Annotated in this window: 14 protein-coding genes and 1 tRNA gene; 13 read left to right on the forward strand and 2 right to left on the reverse strand. The window is 63.7% G+C overall.

The window, feature by feature from the left end; genetic code table 11:
- Window positions 1-220: 220 nt before the first annotated feature.
- From ASF72_RS04465 to rplL, 9 genes are all read left to right on the forward strand, one after another.
- A tRNA-Trp gene (locus ASF72_RS04465) sits at window positions 221-293 on the forward strand.
- Window positions 294-375: 82 nt separating this feature from the next.
- Window positions 376-660, forward strand: coding sequence for a preprotein translocase subunit SecE (secE, locus tag ASF72_RS04470; protein ID WP_050684410.1), 285 nt, complete (start codon window positions 376-378; stop codon window positions 658-660).
- A gap of 115 nt (window positions 661-775) precedes the next feature.
- On the forward strand, window positions 776-1627 hold the full coding sequence (nusG, locus tag ASF72_RS04475) for a transcription termination/antitermination protein NusG (RefSeq protein WP_050684409.1): 852 nt from the start codon (window positions 776-778) through the stop codon (window positions 1625-1627).
- Window positions 1628-1756: 129 nt separating this feature from the next.
- Window positions 1757-2188, forward strand: coding sequence for a 50S ribosomal protein L11 (rplK, locus tag ASF72_RS04480; protein WP_018773647.1), 432 nt, complete (start codon window positions 1757-1759; stop codon window positions 2186-2188).
- Between the two features lie 129 nt (window positions 2189-2317).
- The gene (gene rplA, locus ASF72_RS04485) at window positions 2318-3025 is read left to right on the forward strand and encodes a 50S ribosomal protein L1 (protein ID WP_050684408.1); all 708 of its coding nucleotides are present in this window, start codon (window positions 2318-2320) and stop codon (window positions 3023-3025) included.
- A gap of 103 nt (window positions 3026-3128) precedes the next feature.
- Complete coding sequence (locus tag ASF72_RS04490) at window positions 3129-4280, forward strand: GNAT family N-acetyltransferase (RefSeq protein WP_056596977.1); 1152 nt, start codon at window positions 3129-3131, stop codon at window positions 4278-4280.
- Window positions 4281-4287: 7 nt separating this feature from the next.
- Window positions 4288-5406 carry a GNAT family N-acetyltransferase gene (locus ASF72_RS04495; RefSeq protein WP_056596979.1) on the forward strand — a complete coding sequence of 373 codons (1119 nt, stop codon included), beginning with the start codon at window positions 4288-4290 and terminating at the stop codon, window positions 5404-5406.
- 298 nt (window positions 5407-5704) lie between these two features.
- Complete coding sequence (gene rplJ, locus ASF72_RS04500; RefSeq protein WP_050684405.1) at window positions 5705-6286, forward strand: 50S ribosomal protein L10; 582 nt, start codon at window positions 5705-5707, stop codon at window positions 6284-6286.
- 75 nt (window positions 6287-6361) lie between these two features.
- Window positions 6362-6733, forward strand: a complete 372-nt coding sequence (gene rplL, locus ASF72_RS04505; RefSeq protein ID WP_050684404.1) for a 50S ribosomal protein L7/L12 — start codon at window positions 6362-6364, stop codon at window positions 6731-6733.
- Between the two features lie 113 nt (window positions 6734-6846).
- Here rplL and ASF72_RS04510 read toward each other — a convergent pair whose 3' ends face one another.
- Together ASF72_RS04510 and ASF72_RS04515 are read right to left on the reverse strand one after the other, a co-directional pair.
- Window positions 6847-7329 (reverse strand): aminoacyl-tRNA deacylase, encoded by a 483-nt coding sequence (locus ASF72_RS04510; RefSeq protein WP_056596981.1) that lies wholly within the window; start codon window positions 7327-7329, stop codon window positions 6847-6849.
- On the reverse strand, window positions 7329-8528 hold the full coding sequence (locus tag ASF72_RS04515) for an acetyl-CoA C-acetyltransferase (RefSeq protein ID WP_056596983.1): 1200 nt from the start codon (window positions 8526-8528) through the stop codon (window positions 7329-7331). Before ASF72_RS04515 ends, ASF72_RS04510 begins: the two co-directional genes overlap by 1 nt.
- A gap of 219 nt (window positions 8529-8747) precedes the next feature.
- Here ASF72_RS04515 and ASF72_RS04520 point away from each other — a divergent pair, with 219 nt between their 5' ends.
- The 4 genes from ASF72_RS04520 (at window position 8748) to rpsL (ending at window position 17757) form a co-directional block, all read left to right on the forward strand.
- Complete coding sequence (locus ASF72_RS04520) at window positions 8748-9227, forward strand: hypothetical protein (RefSeq protein WP_056597442.1); 480 nt, start codon at window positions 8748-8750, stop codon at window positions 9225-9227.
- Between the two features lie 301 nt (window positions 9228-9528).
- Window positions 9529-13038 (forward strand): DNA-directed RNA polymerase subunit beta, encoded by a 3510-nt coding sequence (rpoB, locus tag ASF72_RS04525; protein WP_050684401.1) that lies wholly within the window; start codon window positions 9529-9531, stop codon window positions 13036-13038.
- Window positions 13039-13143: 105 nt separating this feature from the next.
- The gene (locus tag ASF72_RS04530) at window positions 13144-17043 is read left to right on the forward strand and encodes a DNA-directed RNA polymerase subunit beta' (RefSeq protein WP_050684400.1); all 3900 of its coding nucleotides are present in this window, start codon (window positions 13144-13146) and stop codon (window positions 17041-17043) included.
- 339 nt (window positions 17044-17382) lie between these two features.
- The gene (rpsL, locus tag ASF72_RS04535) at window positions 17383-17757 is read left to right on the forward strand and encodes a 30S ribosomal protein S12 (protein WP_011692814.1); all 375 of its coding nucleotides are present in this window, start codon (window positions 17383-17385) and stop codon (window positions 17755-17757) included.
- Window position 17758 lies beyond the last annotated feature (1 nt).

The following is a 17758-nucleotide window of genomic DNA, read 5'->3' on the forward strand; positions in this document are numbered from 1 at the left end:
TCTACTCTATGCTGTTCACCGGACCCTCCGGGTTGCCGGATTTGAATTGTGACTGGTCTCCAGTCCGGGACAAGTTCATGCAGCGCGAGGGCCCGGAAGGGGCTGGTTCGACGTACGCGAAGTTGTTGCGTAGACTGGTTCACCGGTGTTGAAACACGGATGATGACGTGCGCCCAGTGAAAAACTGGGGAATCGTTATCAGTCGCGGATTATCACCCATAGGGTAGTGGCGCAATTGGTAGCGCAGCGGTCTCCAAAACCGCAGGTTGCAGGTTCGAGTCCTGTCTGCCCTGCGCAAGCTGCCCCGGACCAACATCCGGGGCAAGCGCAGCAACCATGGTTCTGATCAGGGCCGGGTAATCCACCATTGCAAAGATGAGCGAGGACCAGGTGACCGAAACAGCTGCCAGCAGCTCCAAGGGACGCCCGGCTAAGAAGGCTGCCAAGGCAAGCATCTTCGCCCGCATTGCATTGTTCGTCCGCCAGATGATTGGCGAACTGAAGAAGGTCGTGGCACCAACCCGCAAGGAACTGATCAACTACACGCTCGTGGTGCTGGTATTCGTGGCCATCATGATGGTCATCGTCAGCCTGCTGGACATCGGATTTGGTTCCGCTGTCGGCTGGGTCTTCGGCGGTACCGGCTCCGGGGACAGCTAACGCTGCACGCTCCGCAGGCAGGCTGATCGCTCCGGGTGACCGGAGGGAAAACAGCGGCATGCGGAATTGAGCCATTTAAATAGGCATGTTAGGCAATGAGGAAGCAGGAGACCAAGTGTCTGAGCAGGAGCTCGAGGTAACCGAGACTGAACGCGAAGAGTCCGCGGACGTCACGGCAGGAGCCGGTGAAGAGTCTGAGGTTGAATCCTCCGCGCCCGAATCCGCTGACGCTGACGCCGACTTCGACGCTGCAGAGGCCGACGACGACTCCGAGGCAAATGCCGACGTAGAGTTCAGCGCAGCAGACCACGGGACAGAAGCCGGCGACGAGTCCGAAGAGGCCGTCGCTGTTGCCGTTCCCGAGGTCGATCCGGCGGATGAGTTCAAGTCGAAGCTGCGCCGCCAGGAGGGTGACTGGTACGTCATCCACTCCTACGCCGGCTACGAAAACCGCGTCAAGGCCAACCTTGAGACCCGCATCCAGACCCTGGACATGGAAGAGTACATCTTCGAAATCCAGGTGCCGATGGAAGAAGTGGTCGAGATCAAGAACGCCCAGCGTAAGGTCATCAACCGCGTCCGCATCCCCGGCTATGTGCTGGTCCGCATGGACCTGACGGATGCCTCCTGGGGCGCCGTCCGCCACACCCCCGGCGTCACCGGCTTCGTGGGCAACGCCCACAACCCGGTCCCGCTGCGTTTGGACGAAGTCTTCTCCATGCTCGCCCCGGTCTTCGAAGAAGAGCAGGCAGAGAAGGGCAAGCCGGTCAACAAGCAGCACCAGGCTCCCGTGGACATCGACTTCGAAGTTGGCGAGTCCGTCATCGTCAAGGAAGGTCCCTTCGAGACCCTCCCCGCCACGATCTCCGAAATCAAGATCGAATCGCAGACCCTCGTGGTGCTGGTTTCCATCTTCGAACGCGAAACGCCGGTCACCCTGGCGTTCAACCAGGTCACCAAGATCTGACCACCCACAAATTTCGTTCCCACCCTGCCGGCTTAGCAGGACGGGAACGGCCGGCCGCCTCGCCATGGCGGCCACAGACCTGAGGCACGCTCCTGTGTCACAGGAAGTTATTGAGAGAAGGACCCTACATTGGCTCCCAAGAAGAAGGTCACCGGCCTCATCAAGCTGCAGATCCAGGCAGGTGCCGCTAACCCGGCCCCGCCGATCGGTCCTGCGCTTGGCCAGCACGGTGTCAACATCATGGAATTCTGCAAGGCGTACAACGCTGCGACGGAAGCCCAGCGCGGAAACGTCATCCCCGTGGAAATCACGGTCTACGAGGACCGCTCCTTCACGTTCATCACCAAGACCCCGCCGGCTGCAGAGCTCATCAAAAAGGCTGCAGGCGTCGCTAAGGGTTCAGCTACCCCGCACACCGTCAAGGTTGCCAAGCTGACCCAGGCGCAGGTCAACGAGATCGCCACCACCAAGATGGAAGACCTCAACGCCACCAGCCTCGAAGGCGCAGCGAAGATCATCGCCGGCACCGCCCGCTCCATGGGTATCACCGTCGAAGGCTAACAGCCTTCACCCGCCGGGTAACCGGCACCACTGAAACATCAAGAATGTTGGGATTCCATGCCGGATTCCCAACTGTGGCAGGGCCCAGCGCGGTCCGCAGACCACAACTGCACAAGGAGAATAAGCAGCATGGCAAAGCGCAGCAAAGCATATGAGGCAGCAGCCGCCAAGATCGACGCGGAGAAGTTCTACGCGCCGTTCGAGGCAGTAACGATTGCCAAGGACACCAACCCCTCCAAGTTCGACGCCACCGTTGAGGTTGCTTTCCGCCTCGGCGTTGACCCGCGCAAGGCTGACCAGATGGTCCGCGGCACGGTCAACCTGCCCCACGGCACCGGCAAGGTCTCCCGCGTCCTCGTCTTCGCAACGGGCGACAAGGCTGAGGCAGCAATCGCTGCCGGCGCCGACTTCGTTGGTTCCGATGACCTGATCGAAAAGATCGCAGCCGGCTGGACCGACTTCGATGCAGCCGTTGCCACCCCTGACCTCATGGGCAAGGTTGGCCGTCTGGGTAAGGTCCTGGGTCCCCGTAACCTGATGCCGAACCCGAAGACCGGCACCGTTACGGCCGACGTCACCAAGGCTGTCAACGACATCAAGGGCGGCAAGATCGACTTCCGCGTCGACAAGCACTCGAACCTGCACTTCATCATCGGCAAGGTGTCCTTCGACGCCCTCAAGCTGGCCGAGAACTACGCAGCCGCACTGGAAGAGGTGCTTCGCCTGAAGCCGTCCGCTTCCAAGGGCCGCTACATCCAGAAGGCAACTGTTGCCACCACGTTCGGCCCCGGCATCGCCGTGGACCCCAACGTGACCAAGGTACTGACCGAGGCCTAATTCCCTCGGCTGCCGGATCCGTCCGGCACCAATGAACCGCCCGGCGCCTTCGCCGGGCGGTTTTTTGCTTAACTTGTCAGCGCCTCCTGCCTAAGCTGGGGGAATGGCCGCGCCGGAGCACCACAACAGCCCACCCGTCCCAGCCGGCTTGGCCATCACCGCCGTCCGGGTTCCGCCGCCGGGCAGCCTTGCCGGGCACGCCGCTGTCGGAGGTTCCGCAACCGGACCTGACGATGATTTCCGGACCTGCCATGCCTTGCGGGAAAAGCAGGAACTGGCGCTCTGGGGAAACCTGGACCGTTGCCCCACGCTTGCCGAGGCGGCGGAGTTCTGGCGCGGCAACGCCTACGAGGATCGTTTTCTTTTTCTGGCACGGCTGGGCCACGAAACGGCAGGGCTGTGTTCGGTCACGCTGCCCCTGCGCGAGAACACCGCAACGGCGGGAGTGGACGTGCTGGTGGCGCCCGCATACCGCAGGCGGGGACTTGGCAGGGTCCTGCTCCGGCATGTGGAGGACCTGGCCCGCAGCCGGGGCCGGACGTCCCTGGACGGCTACTTTGAGGTGCCCATCGGGCACGTCGCCACCGGTGCCACGGTCCCGGCCAAGTCCGGAGCCGGCGCGCTGCCGTTGGCCGAGCCCGGCACGGCGTTCGCGCTGGCCTCGGGCTACGACCTGGAACAGGTGGAGCGCAGCAGCAGCCTGGCACTCCCTGTCCCCGGCGACGTCCTGGACCAGCTGGCGGCGCGGGCCACAGGTACGTCCGGGGACTACACCCTGGTGTGGTGGGACAGCTCCTGCCCGGCGGACCTGGTGGACAAATTCGCAGAACTGAAGGCGCACATGAGTGTGGACGTCCCCACCGCAGGGCTGGACTGGGGCCTGGAGGACTGGGACGCCGCCCGGGTGCGGTCCGGTGAAGAGCAGCTGGCCCGGTCGGGTACGGAGGCGGTGGTGGTGGCGGCCCAGCACCGCGGCACGGGTGATTTGGTGGGCTACACCGTCCTTGAATGGCGTCCCGGCGTTCCGGCGTCCATCCTGCAGAACGACACCCTGGTGGTGGCCGCGCACCGTGGCCACAACCTGGGGCTGCTGCTGAAGCTGGCCAACGTGCGGCGGGCGCAGGAGCGTTGGCCCGCGGCGCGCTCGGTCCTGACATGGAACGCCAGCGAAAACCAGCATATGCTGGCGATAAATGGCGCGCTTGGATTCAAGCCTGCAGGCTATGAAGGCGAGTGGCAGAAACGGCTGGGGTGATGCGCCAATGGCACACGACGTGAAGATCGAACAGCTGTGGATTCCCGATTCACTGGACGCACCTGACGCGGCCGACTTCCTTGCTGCCGTTGAGGTGGGCCGCAAGGTGCGGATGCAGACGTGGGGCAGCGACGACCTCGCCTACGGGCCGCTGGAGAAGCTGCTGGAGTTCGAGGACCCGTATGAGCGGCAGCTGATTCTGGTGGCCAAGGTGGACGGCAAAATCGTCGGGACCGTGGACATCGCCCTGCCGCTCACGGACAACCTTGACCTGGCGGAGTTCACGCTGGACATCCTGCCGGAATTCCAGCGCCAGGGGGTGGGCCGGCGGCTGCTGTTGGCCGCGGAGCAACTGGCACGCGGTGAGGGCCGCAGCATGATCCTGGTGGACACAAACCATCCCGGCGCCTCGCTGCACGAGTTTGAGCAGGCCCAGCTGGTTCCCGGCTCGGGCCAGGGGTTTGTGCCGCTGGACAGCCGCGAGGTCGAATTCGCCCAGAAGACCGGCTACACCCTCCAGCACATCGAGCAGTTCAGTTCCTGCGCGCTGCCGCTGGACACAAAACTCGTCGCGGACCTGCAGGCCGAGGCGGACGCCGCCAACAACGGCCGGTACCGGCTGCACCACTGGACGGACCGTTGCCCTGACCGCTGGTTGGAGGCCGTGGCCACCCTCGAAAACCAGGCGGGCGCCGACGTCGACCCTGCCCTGGAAGCGCCTGTCGAGCAGGACATGGTGTTCGACGGCGGCATCCTCCGTGAAGCCGAAGGGGTCGCCATCGCGCAGGGCCGGCGGACGGTGGTCACCGCCGTCGAGGACCTCGCCACCGGGGCCCTGGTGGGCCTGACCACCATCACGGTACTGGCCCACCGGGCTGACGTGGTGTTCCAGGACGACACCCTGGTGCTGCAGGAACACCGTGGCAACAAACTCGGCCTGCTGATCAAGGTGGCCAACATGGAGCGCCTCACGGAACAGTTTCCCGACGCCAGGGTCATTTACACCTGGAACGCCCCGGAGAACCGCTACCTCCTGACGGTGAACCAGCAGCTGGGCTTCCGCACCGCGGGGGTCACCGGGATCTGGCAGAAGGAACTCCCGAAGACGCATACCAGCACCAGCTGATCCGGCCGATTTGGTGGACGGGTCAAGCGTCCCGTAAGCTGGGAGGACCAAAGACCGTCGGTTGTTGGAAATCCACTCTCCCGGGCATCGCTCACTTCTGCAGTTGTGTGCGGGGGATCCAAGTAGGTTTCCGGACGAAGGCCCCTCACGCAGGGCGGCCGGCGCAGGTGAACGAAGCAAAAGTTCCGCGGATTGATCCGCGTTGAGCCAAGCCCCGTGCATCTGCGCGGGGCGTTTTTTTGTTTCAGCGATCCTGAGGGGACCGTCGAATACCGGCACTATCCCCGGAAGGAGGGTTATGGCAACGCCTACAAAGGTTTCAGCAGTAGCTGAGATCACTAACGATTTCAAGGAATCGAACGCCGCTGTCCTGACCGAATACCGTGGGCTCACCGTTGCACAGCTCAAGCAGCTGCGTGTTTCTCTCGGCCAGGACACCAAGTTCGCGGTCGTCAAGAACACCCTGACCGCCATTGCAGCCAAGGAAGCAGGCGTCGCAGCATTCGACGGCCAGCTCGCCGGCCCCACTGCAATCGCGTTCATCAAGGGTGACGCAGTTGCCGCTGCCAAGAGCCTGACGGATTTTGCCAAGACCAACAAGCAGCTCGTTATCAAGACGGGTTACTTCGAGGGCAAGGCACTGAACGCCACCGAGGTCGCCGCACTGGCTGCCCTCGAATCCCGTGAGCTGCAGCTCGCAAAGGTTGCAGGCATCCTCAAGGCTCCTGCCGCTGCTGCTGCCCGCATCATCGATGCGCTGCGCCTCAAGCTTGAAGAAGAGAACGGTGCACCGGCAGCTGCCGAGGCCCCTGCCGCTGAAGAAGCCCCCGCCGCTGAAGCTGAAGCCCCGGCTGAAGCTCCCGCAGCCGAAGAGAACTGATTCTCTTCACCCCACCAGACTCCGGTGGTTCGGGCCCAGCGCCCGGTAACCACCACAACAGGAAGGACGCCTCCCATGGCGAAGCTCACCAACGAAGAGCTCATTGAAGCTTTCAAGGAACTGACCATCATCGAGCTCTCCGAGTTCGTCAAGCTCTTCGAAGAGACTTTCGAAGTAACCGCTGCCGCTGTTGCCGTTGCCGGCCCCGCTGCTGCTGCTGAAGAAGCCGAAGAGAAGACCGACTTCGATGTCGTCCTCGAATCCGCTGGCGAAAAGAAGATCGCAGTGATCAAGGAAGTACGTGCCATCACTTCCCTGGGTCTGAAGGAAGCCAAGGACCTGGTCGACAGCGCTCCCAAGGCCGTCCTCGAAGGCGCCACCAAGGAAGCTGCCGAGAAGGCAAAGGAGCAGCTCGAGGCTGCCGGCGCAACCGTTACCCTCAAGTAACAGCGTCTTTTCCCGGAAAACCCCGTCCACTGTTGTGGGCGGGGTTTTCTGTTTAACCCAACTGACTGGCAGTTGTTGTCGTTATGGGGCTCCAAAACGACAACAACTGCGACCTAGTTGGGATCGGAGATGTCCGCCACCACCGCTCGCAGGGCTGCCGTGAGCGCGTCGGCGTCCACGAATGCGCTGTAGCCGTGTGCCCCTGCGCCCATGGAGATCCGTTTTCCCGTGATGGCGGCGTCGGCGTACACAGGCCACGGATGCGTGCTGCCCAGCGGAGTGATGGTGCCGCGCTCGTAGCCGGTGGCGTCCAGGGCCACCTCTGCCGGTGGCAGGGACAACTTGTTGACGCCCACCAGTGCCCTGAGCTTGGGCCAGGAGATCTGCCGGTCGCCGGGGATCAGGGCGAACAGGAATGTGCCGTCCTTGTGCTTGACCACCAGCGATTTAACGATATCCGCCGGGCTGATGCCCAGCAGTGACGCCGCCTCGGCCAGGCTGCCGGCGGCGGCCCGGGCCACCACGTCCACTTGGAGGCCCACTTCCGCCGCGCCGGCCAGGAACCTTTCCCGGCCCGGCGCCGGTTCGGTCCCCATCAGTCGCGGTACAGCAGGAGCGCTTCGCCCTGCCCGCCGCCGCCGCACAGTGATACGGCTGCCTTGCCAGTACCCCGCCGCTGGAGTTCGTGGGCAGCGTGAACGGCAAGCCGGGCCCCGGAGGCCCCGATCGGGTGTCCCAAGGCAATCGCTCCGCCGTGGATGTTGCACCGGTCCAGCGGATAGTCCAGGTCCTTCAGGGACTGGACCGCCACGGACCCGAAGGCCTCGTTGATCTCGATGAAGTCAAGGTCAGCGGTGGTCCAACCGGCCCGCTGCAGCGCATCGAGGATGGCGTTTGACGGTTGGGAATGCAGCGAGTTGTCCGGCCCGGCCACCTGCCCTGGCTTGCCCACCACTGCCAGGTAGGCCAGGCCGTGGGCTTCCGCGTACCCCCTGCTGGACAGGACCAGCGCTGCCGCCCCATCGGACAGCGGCGAGGAGTTTCCGGCCGTGATGGTGCCGTCGGTGGCGAACGCAGCCCGCAGTCCCGCCAGGGACTCCACCGTGGTGGCGGGCCGGATGCCCTCATCGGCGTCGACCTGCAACGGGTCGCCTTTTCGCTGCTTGACGCTCAACGGCACCAGTTCGTCGTCGAAAATGCCGTTCTTTGCGGCAAGCGCGGCCCGCTGATGCGATTGCGCCGCCACGTTGTCCTGGGACTGCCGGTCAATGCCCAGGGCCAGGTTCCGCGTTTCCGTGGACAGGCCCATCGACTGGCCGTCAAAGGCGTCGGTCAGCCCGTCATGCGCTGCCGCGTCCAGGGCCGCGATGTTGCCGTAGGTCCAGCCCTGCCGGGACCCGGGGAGCAGGTGCGGCGCCCGGGTCATGGACTCCTGGCCGCCGGCAACCACCACGGTGGCATCGCCGGCCCGGATCAGCCGGGCGGCATCGATGACCGCCGTCAGGCCGGACAGGCACACCTTGTTGATAGTGACGGCCGGAACATTCCAGCCGATGCCTGCGCCAACACTGCTTTGCCGGGCCGGATTCTGGCCGGCCCCGGCCTGCAGCACCTGGCCCATGATGACGGCGTCCACGTCTGCCGCGTCCACGCCACCGGCGTCCAGCGCGGCCCTGATGGCACGGGCGCCCAGGTCCACGGCGGTGAAGCCCGCCAGCTGGCCGTTGATCCGGCCCTGTGGGGTCCGCACTGCTGCGAGGATGACAACGTCAGTGTTGTCCTGGGAATCGCCCATGGTTATCTCTTCCGATCGGATCCGGTGTAAGCCACCAAGGCTATCGTGACCCCTGTCACGCTGCTATTCAAACACCCGCACGCAAGGCACCGTCCGGAACGGCAGGGGAGAGGTCCCCATGCCTGGGACGTGCACGACGCCGGGAGCTTGCGTAGGGTTGAACGCGGAAACTTGCGGCGGGTCACCAAAGCCCGCACCATTCGGAACAAAGGTGCAGACGTGAAAAAGATCCTCTCCCTGTCGGCCATCGCCGCGCTGGCAGGCCTTACCGCGTGCTCCGTGCAGGCGCCCGAGCCCGCGCCGGCGGCCTCCGGATCCGCGCAGGGCCAGGACTCCGCCGGCAGCACCCCCGGCAACACCGCACCGGGACCCGCGTCATCGGCGCCGGCAGCGCCGGCCGCCGGCGGGGCCAAGGAGGCCTGCGGGCTGTTCAACTCGCTCTACGCGGAGTACGCCGCGGTCCCGGCGGACGACGCCAACGGCTTCGAGGAGATCTACCTGAAAGCCCAGGACGCCCAGGCCGGTGCCGCCGGCGACCTCGAAGGGCTCTTCGCAGCGCTTGCCCTGCTCTCCATCGACCGTTCAGGCAAGGCGGAGACCGGCGGCCAGGCGGACCAGGAATCCAAGGACGCCGTCCGCGACGCGGTATTCGCCAATTCCGGCACCTGCACGGCGGAAGGCGTGACGCTCCGGCTGTGAAGACAGGGGAGCGGTGCCGGTCAAAATCCGGTGCTTGCAATCCGGCCGGATGTGGGGTAGACAGGTAGGCTGTTTTGCCGTATCGTAGATATTTGCGTCTTCCCTGTTTACCTTCAGCCTTCATATAGCGGTGGGCTTTGCCTGGCAGCTGACATTCAACGTGCCGTCGACAACGTCACGAAATGCCCAGCCCCGGCCCCGGGTCATATAGCGGAACCGGATGGTAGCACTGTGGATTCTATCTGCAGATGCACAGCGGGGGAGATCTGAAAACGCCTGAAGGTCTGTGGAAGGATCCCTCTTGGTCGCCTCGAGCACCTCTAATAACGAAACCGCTAACACCGCCGACAGCACTGATGGTGCCACTCGCCGGCTCTCATTCGCAAAGATTCACGAACCCCTTGATGTTCCGAATCTGCTTGCCCTGCAGACGGACAGCTTTGACTGGCTGGTCGGCAACGAGCGCTGGCAGGCACGCGTGGCAAAGGCTGTCGAAGAAAACGACCTCAGCGTCGCCACCACGTCCGGCCTGTCGGACATCTTCGAAGAAATCTCCCCGATCGAGGACTTCCAGGGCACCATGTCCCTGAGCTTCTCCGATCCGGAGTTCGCTGATCCCAAGTACACGATGGCCGAATGCAAGGACCGGGACGCCACGTACTCGGCTCCGCTGTACGTCAAGGCCGAGTTCATGAACAACAACACGGGCGAAATCAAGCAGCAGACCGTGTTCATGGGCGACTTCCCGCTGATGACCGAGAAGGGCACCTTCGTGGTCAACGGCACCGAGCGTGTTGTGGTCTCCCAGCTGGTCCGTTCCCCGGGCGCCTACTTCGAGCGTGCCGCTGACAAGACCAGCGACAAGGACATCTTCACCGCCAAGATCATCCCGTCCCGCGGTGCATGGTTCGAGCTGGAGATCGACAAGCGCGACCAGGTCGGCGTCCGCCTCGACCGGAAGCGCAAGCAGTCCGTCACGGTGCTGCTGAAGGCCCTCGGCTGGACTGAAGGCCAGATCCTTGAGGAATTCGGGCAGTACGACTCCATGCGGGCAACCCTGGAGAAGGACGCCACCGAAACCCGCGAAGACGCGTTGCTGGACATCTACCGGAAGCTGCGACCGGGCGAGCCGCCCACAGTCGAGGCTGCCCAGTCCCTGCTGGACAACCTGTACTTCAACTCCAAGCGCTACGATCTGGCCAAGGTTGGCCGCTACAAGATCAACCGCAAGCTTGGGATCGACCGCTCCCTTGGTGACAAGGAAGCTTCGGTCCTGCACGTTGAAGACATCGTCGCCATGATCAAGTTCCTCGTTGCGCTGCATGCCGGCGAGAAAACCCTCACGGGCAAGCGCGATGGCCAGGACCACGACCTCCGCGTCGAGATCGATGACATCGACCACTTCGGCAACCGCCGCATCCGCGCCGTCGGCGAGCTCATCGAGAACCAGGTCCGCACCGGCCTGTCCCGCATGGAGCGCGTTGTCCGCGAGCGTATGACCACGCAGGACGTCGAAGCCATCACGCCGCAGACGCTGATCAACATCCGCCCGGTTGTTGCAGCCATCAAGGAGTTCTTCGGAACGTCCCAGCTGTCGCAGTTCATGGACCAGAACAACCCGCTCTCCGGCCTGACCCACAAGCGCCGCCTGTCGGCGCTGGGCCCCGGCGGTCTGTCCCGTGACCGTGCCGGCATGGAAGTCCGTGACGTGCACCCGTCCCACTACGGCCGCATGTGCCCCATCGAAACCCCTGAAGGCCCGAACATTGGCCTGATCGGTTCGCTGGCTTCCTACGGCCGGATCAACCCGTTCGGTTTCATCGAGACCCCGTACCGCCTGGTCAAGGATGGCGTTGTTTCCGACGACGTCCAGTACCTGACGGCTGACGACGAGGCAGAGGTCCTGATCGCACAGGCCAACGCCCCGCTCGATGCAAACAAGAAGTTCTCCGAGGACACTGTCCTGGTCCGCGCCCGTGGTGGCGGAGGCGAGCCTGTCCTCGTTCCCGCCGGCGAGGTCGAGTTCATGGACGTTTCCCCGCGCCAGATGGTGTCCGTGGCAACGGCCCTGATTCCGTTCCTCGAGCATGACGATGCCAACCGTGCACTCATGGGTGCCAACATGCAGCGCCAGGCTGTGCCGCTGGTCCGTTCCGAGGCCCCGTTTGTGGGTACCGGCATGGAGCGCGCCGCCGCAGTCGACGCCGGTGACGTCACCATCGCCAAGAAGGCCGGTGTGGTCACCGAGGTTTCCGCCGAGCTCGTCATCATGCTTAACGACGACGGCACCGAAACCAACTACCGCATCAACAAGTTCGCACGCTCCAACCAGGGCAACTGCTACAACAACCGCGTCCTGGTAAGCGAAGGCCAGCGCCTCGAAGTCGGCGGCATCATCGCCGACGGTCCGGCAACGGACCAGGGCGAACTGGCACTGGGCAAGAACCTGCTCGTGGCATTCATGTCCTGGGAAGGCCACAACTTCGAGGACGCCATCATCCTCTCGCAGCGCATCGTTGCCGAGGACGTCCTTTCCTCCATCCACATCGAGGAGCACGAGATCGATGCCCGCGACACCAAGCTTGGTGCCGAGGAAATCACCCGTGACATCCCCAACGTGTCCGAGGAAGTCCTGGCAGGCCTGGACGAGCGCGGCATCATCCACATCGGTGCCGAGGTTGAAGCCGGCGACATCCTGGTAGGCAAGGTCACCCCCAAGGGCGAGACCGAGCTGACCCCGGAAGAGCGCCTGCTCCGTGCCATCTTCGGTGAGAAGTCCCGCGAAGTGCGCGACACCTCCCTGAAGGTTCCCCACGGCGAGTCCGGCACCGTCATCGGTGTCCGCGTCTTCGACCGCGACAACGACGATGAGCTGCCCCCGGGCGTCAACCAGCTGGTCCGCGTATACGTCGCTGCCAAGCGCAAGATCACCGACGGCGACAAGCTCGCCGGCCGCCACGGCAACAAGGGCGTTATCTCCAAGATCCTCCCGATCGAGGACATGCCCTTCCTGGCCGACGGCACCCCCGTTGATATCGTCCTGAACCCGCTGGGTGTTCCGGGCCGCATGAACGTGGGCCAGGTCCTGGAAACCCACCTCGGTTGGGTTGCCAAGACCGGTTGGAAGATCGAAGGCGAGCCCGAGTGGGTCAAGCAGCTGCCCAACCTGCCCCGCGAAAGTGGTTCCACCACTGTCGCCACGCCGGTGTTCGACGGCGCCCGTGAAGAAGAAATCACCGGCCTGCTCGACTCCACCAACGTGACCCGCGACGGTGAGCGCCTGATTGACTCCTCCGGCAAGACCCGGCTCTTCGACGGCCGCTCCGGCGAACCGTTCCCGGACCCGATCTCCGTGGGCTACATGTACATCCTGAAGCTCCACCACCTGGTGGACGACAAGATCCACGCCCGCTCCACCGGCCCGTACTCCATGATCACGCAGCAGCCGCTGGGTGGTAAGGCACAGTTCGGTGGCCAGCGCTTCGGTGAGATGGAAGTCTGGGCCCTCGAGGCCTACGGCGCCGCTTACACGCTTCAGGAACTCCTGACCATCAAGTCCGATGACATCCATGGCCGCGTGAAGGTCTACGAAGCCATCGTCAAGGGCGAGAACATCCCGGAGCCGGGCGTTCCCGAATCCTTCAAGGTCCTGATCAAGGAAATGCAGTCGCTGTGCCTGAACGTGGAAGTTCTTTCCACCGACGGAACCACGATTGAAATGCGTGATTCTGATGACGCAGTCTTCACGGCTGCGGAAGAACTGGGCATCGACCTGTCCCGTGCAGAGCCCAGTTCCGTAGAAGAGGTTTAGCAGGGGAGGTACGACGGCGGGTGCGAACCCGCCGTCGTGCCCCTCCTCCCTCTTCGCGTAGCCCAAGACTTCAGAATTCAGAGAACAAGAGAGAACAGGGACCATATGTCCAGCGAATCCTCCTTCGGCCTCATGCAGATCGGCCTCGCCACCGCGGAAGACATCCGTGGTTGGTCATACGGCGAGGTTAAGAAGCCGGAAACCATCAACTACCGCACGCTCAAGCCTGAGAAGGACGGACTCTTCTGCGAGAAGATCTTCGGCCCGTCCCGGGACTGGGAGTGCTACTGCGGCAAGTACAAGCGCGTCCGCTTCAAGGGCATCATCTGCGAGCGGTGTGGCGTTGAAGTCACCCGCGCGAAGGTCCGCCGCGAGCGTATGGGCCACATTGAGCTCGCCGCGCCCGTCACGCACATCTGGTACTTCAAGGGTGTTCCGTCACGCCTTGGCTACCTCCTTGACCTGGCACCGAAGGACCTCGAAAAGGTCATCTACTTCGCCGCCTACATGATCACCAGCGTCGACGAGGCTGCCCGCCACGAGGAACTGCCCAACCTGCAGGTTGAGCACGACATCGAGAAGAAGCAGCTCATCGACAACCGCGACTCCGACATCGCGGCGATCGCCCGCGACCTCGAAGGCGAAATCGCCCGCCTTGAGGGCGAAGGCGCCAAGGCTGCCGACAAGAAGAAGGCCCGTGACTCCGCCGACCGCCAGATGGCGAACGTGCGTAAGCGTGCCGACGCCGACATCGAACGCCTCGAGCAGGTCTGGGACCGGTTCAAGAACCTCAAGGTCGCTGACCTCGAAGGTGACGAAGGCCTGTACCGCGAGCTGCGCGACCGCTACGGCATGTACTTCGAAGGCTCCATGGGTGCCGAAGCCATCAAGAAGCGCCTTGAGAACTTCGACATGCAGGCCGAGTCGGACCTGCTGCGCGACATCATTGCCAACGGCAAGGGCCAGCGCAAGACCCGTGCCCTCAAGCGCCTGAAGGTGGTCAACGCGTTCCTGACCACCAACAACAGCCCGCTTGGCATGGTCCTGGACGCCGTCCCGGTGATCCCGCCGGAACTGCGCCCCATGGTCCAGCTGGACGGTGGCCGCTTTGCGACCTCCGACCTCAACGACCTCTACCGGCGTGTGATCAACCGCAACAACCGCCTCAAGCGCCTGCTCGACCTGGGTGCTCCGGAGATCATCGTCAACAACGAGAAGCGCATGCTTCAGGAAGCTGTTGACAGCCTCTTCGACAACGGCCGCCGCGGCCGTCCCGTCACGGGTCCGGGCAACCGTCCGCTGAAGTCCCTGAGCGACATGCTCAAGGGCAAGCAGGGCCGGTTCCGCCAGAACCTCCTCGGCAAGCGTGTTGACTACTCCGGCCGTTCGGTCATCGTGGTGGGCCCGCAGCTGAAGCTGCACCAGTGTGGCCTGCCCAAGCAGATGGCACTGGAGCTCTTCAAGCCGTTCGTGATGAAGCGCCTGGTTGACCTCAACCACGCCCAGAACATCAAGTCGGCCAAGCGGATGGTGGAGCGTTACCGCCCGCAGGTCTGGGACGTCCTGGAAGAGATCATCACCGAACACCCGGTGCTGCTCAACCGTGCACCCACCCTGCACCGCCTCGGCATCCAGGCGTTCGAGCCCCAGCTTGTTGAAGGTAAGGCAATCCAGCTGCACCCGCTGGTTTGTGGCGCCTTCAACGCCGACTTCGACGGCGACCAGATGGCAGTGCACCTGCCGCTGAGCCCCGAGGCGCAGGCTGAGGCCCGCATCCTGATGCTGTCCTCCAACAACATCCTCAAGCCCTCCGACGGCCGTCCCGTGACCCTGCCTTCGCAGGACATGATCATCGGTCTGTACCACCTGACCACCAAGCGTGTCGGTTCAGCCGGCGAAGGCCGGATCTTCGGTTCCGTGGCGGAAGCCATCATGGCTTACGACCTGCGTGACCTGCACCTGAACTCCAAGGTCAAGATCCGCCTCGAAGGCTTTGTGCCCTACGCAGGCTGGGAAGCTCCCGAAGGCTGGGAGCCGGGTCAGACCGCACTGGTGGAAACCTCACTGGGACAGGTCATCTTCAACGAGACCCTGCCCGAGGACTACCCGTGGGTTGAGGATGTTGCGGACAAGGGCGAACTGTCCCGGATCGTCAACGACCTCGCCGAGCGTTACCCCAAGGTCGTCACCGCAGCAACGCTGGACAACCTGAAGGATGCCGGTTTCTACTGGGCAACCCGCTCGGGCGTCACCGTGGCCATCTCCGACATTGAGGTGCCCAAGGACAAGCCGAAGATCCTTGCCGGCTACGAGGAGCGCGCCGCCAAGATCCAGGGCCAGTATGACAAGGGCCTGATCGACGACGACGAGCGCCGCCAGGAACTGATCGAAATCTGGAACAAGGCCACCAACGAAATCGCCCAGGCGATGCGTGACAGCCTGTCCCCGATGAACACGATCAACCGCATGGTGTCCTCCGGTGCACGTGGTAACTGGATGCAGGTCCGTCAGATCGCGGGTATCCGTGGCCTGGTGGCCAACCCTAAGGGTGAGATCATCCCGCGTCCCATCAAGTCCTCCTACCGTGAGGGCCTGTCGGTGCTGGAATACTTCATCGCCACCCACGGTGCACGTAAGGGCCTGGCTGACACCGCGCTGCGTACCGCCAACTCGGGTTACCTGACCCGGCGTCTGGTGGACGTCTCGCAGGACGTCATCGTCCGCGAAGAGGACTGCGGCACCGAGCGCGGCCTGGTCACGGCAATCGCCGTCGCCGACGCCAACGGTGAACTGGTCCTCGACGAGAACGTTGAGAACAGCGCCTACGCCCGGACCCTGGCCGTCGACGTCGTCGATGACAAGGGCACCGTCCTGGCAGCTGCCGGCACCGACTGCGGCGACGTTGTTATTGCCGAGCTCTTCGCAGCCGGCATCACCGAGGTCAAGGTCCGCTCCGTACTCACCTGTGAGTCCAGCGTCGGCACCTGCGCCCTGTGCTACGGCCGCTCGCTGGCCACGGGCAAGACCGTGGACATCGGCGAAGCCGTGGGCATCATCGCCGCACAGTCCATCGGTGAGCCCGGCACGCAGCTGACCATGCGTACGTTCCACACCGGTGGTGCTGTCTCCGCCGGTGGTGGCGACGACATCACCCAGGGCCTGCCCCGTATCCAGGAGCTGTTCGAAGCCCGCACTCCGAAGGGTGTCGCACCGATTGCAGAAGCAGCCGGCCGCATCACCATCGAAGAGTCCGAGCGCCAGATGCGCCTGGTCATCACGCCCGACGACGGAACCGAAGACATCGCTTACCCGGTGCTTCGCCGTTCACGGCTCCTGATCGAAGACGGCGACCACGTCACGGTTGGCCAGAAGCTGATCAACGGACCGGTTGACCCCAAGCAGGTCCTGCGCATCATGGGTCCGCGTGCCGCGCAGAAGTTCCTTGTGGACGAAGTGCAGGGCGTTTACCTCAGCCAGGGCATTGGCATCCACGACAAGCACGTGGAAGTCATTGTCCGGCAGATGCTGCGGCGCGTCACGGTCATCGAGTCCGGCGAATCGGATCTGCTGCCCGGCGAGCTCGCCGAGCGCAGCCGCTTCGAAGACGCCAACCGCCGTGTTGTGTCCGAGGGCAAGACACCGGCTTCCGGCCGTCCTGAGCTCATGGGCATCACCAAGGCCTCCCTGGCCACCGAGTCCTGGCTGTCCGCAGCTTCCTTCCAGGAAACCACCCGCGTCCTGACGCAGGCGGCCATGGAAGGCAAGAGCGACCCGCTGCTCGGCCTCAAGGAGAACGTCATCATCGGTAAGCTGATCCCGGCCGGCACGGGTCTCCCGCGCTACACCGAGGTCACCGTGGAGCCCACTGAAGAAGCAAAGGCCAACCTGTTCACCGGCCCCAGCGCATTCAGTGACTTCTCGTACGACACCCTGGGCGGCGACGGAGCTCCTGAGTTCCACGCCATCCCGCTGGATGACTACGACCTGGGCAGCGACTTCCGCTGACCACTGGTCCCTGAGTAGAAAGACCCCGTCCCCACACCGTGGGGGCGGGGTCTTCCCCGTATACACCGGATTAAGGCCCCAGGTCCATACGTGTTAGACTTTTCGTAATTGTTCTGTGTGGCAGTGGATGAAGGCCGCCGCAGCATCATTTTGGTTTTGTTCTCATGATGCTGGGTGGAGCTTGTTTCCGGGTTGCGGGCTAGGTGCGCAACGAATGCCACGCTTTTGCACGCCTACGCAAGTTTTCATGGGCGCAGCTGCAGGAACAACGCCAAAACCCCGACTTCCAGGCTGGCGCCTGGTCCCGGGGTAGAGATCAAACCAACGGAGAACACGAGAGTGCCTACGATTAACCAGCTGGTCCGCAAGGGCCGCACGCCGAAGGTCAAAAAGACCAAGGCCCCCGCGCTGAACGGCAGCCCGATGCGCCGCGGTGTCTGCACCCGCGTTTACACCACCACCCCGAAGAAGCCGAACTCGGCTCTCCGTAAGGTTGCACGTGTGCGCCTCAACGGTGGCGTGGAAGTAACCGCCTACATCCCCGGTGTTGGCCACAACCTGCAGGAGCACTCCATTGTGCTCGTTCGCGGTGGTCGCGTTAAGGACCTCCCCGGTGTCCGCTACAAGATCGTCCGTGGCGCCCTCGATACCCAGGGTGTGAAGAACCGTAAGCAGGCACGCAGCCGTTACGGCGCAAAGATGGAGAAGAAGTAAT

The sequence above is a fragment of the Arthrobacter sp. Leaf141 genome, assembly GCF_001424565.1.
Taxonomy (GTDB): Bacteria; Actinomycetota; Actinomycetes; order Actinomycetales; family Micrococcaceae; genus Arthrobacter.

Coding starts and splice junctions, on each gene's coding strand:
- rplL (WP_050684404.1), top strand. CDS start 6,362: ATGGCGAAGCTCACCAACGAAGAGCTCATTGAAGCTTTCAAGGAACTG.
- ASF72_RS04510 (WP_056596981.1), bottom strand. CDS start 7,329: ATGGGGACCGAACCGGCGCCGGGCCGGGAAAGGTTCCTGGCCGGCGCG.
- rplA (WP_050684408.1), top strand. CDS start 2,318: ATGGCAAAGCGCAGCAAAGCATATGAGGCAGCAGCCGCCAAGATCGAC.
- ASF72_RS04495 (WP_056596979.1), top strand. CDS start 4,288: ATGGCACACGACGTGAAGATCGAACAGCTGTGGATTCCCGATTCACTG.
- ASF72_RS04490 (WP_056596977.1), top strand. CDS start 3,129: ATGGCCGCGCCGGAGCACCACAACAGCCCACCCGTCCCAGCCGGCTTG.
- ASF72_RS04515 (WP_056596983.1), bottom strand. CDS start 8,528: ATGGGCGATTCCCAGGACAACACTGACGTTGTCATCCTCGCAGCAGTG.
- ASF72_RS04530 (WP_050684400.1), top strand. CDS start 13,144: ATGTCCAGCGAATCCTCCTTCGGCCTCATGCAGATCGGCCTCGCCACC.
- rplJ (WP_050684405.1), top strand. CDS start 5,705: ATGGCAACGCCTACAAAGGTTTCAGCAGTAGCTGAGATCACTAACGAT.
- secE (WP_050684410.1), top strand. CDS start 376: ATGAGCGAGGACCAGGTGACCGAAACAGCTGCCAGCAGCTCCAAGGGA.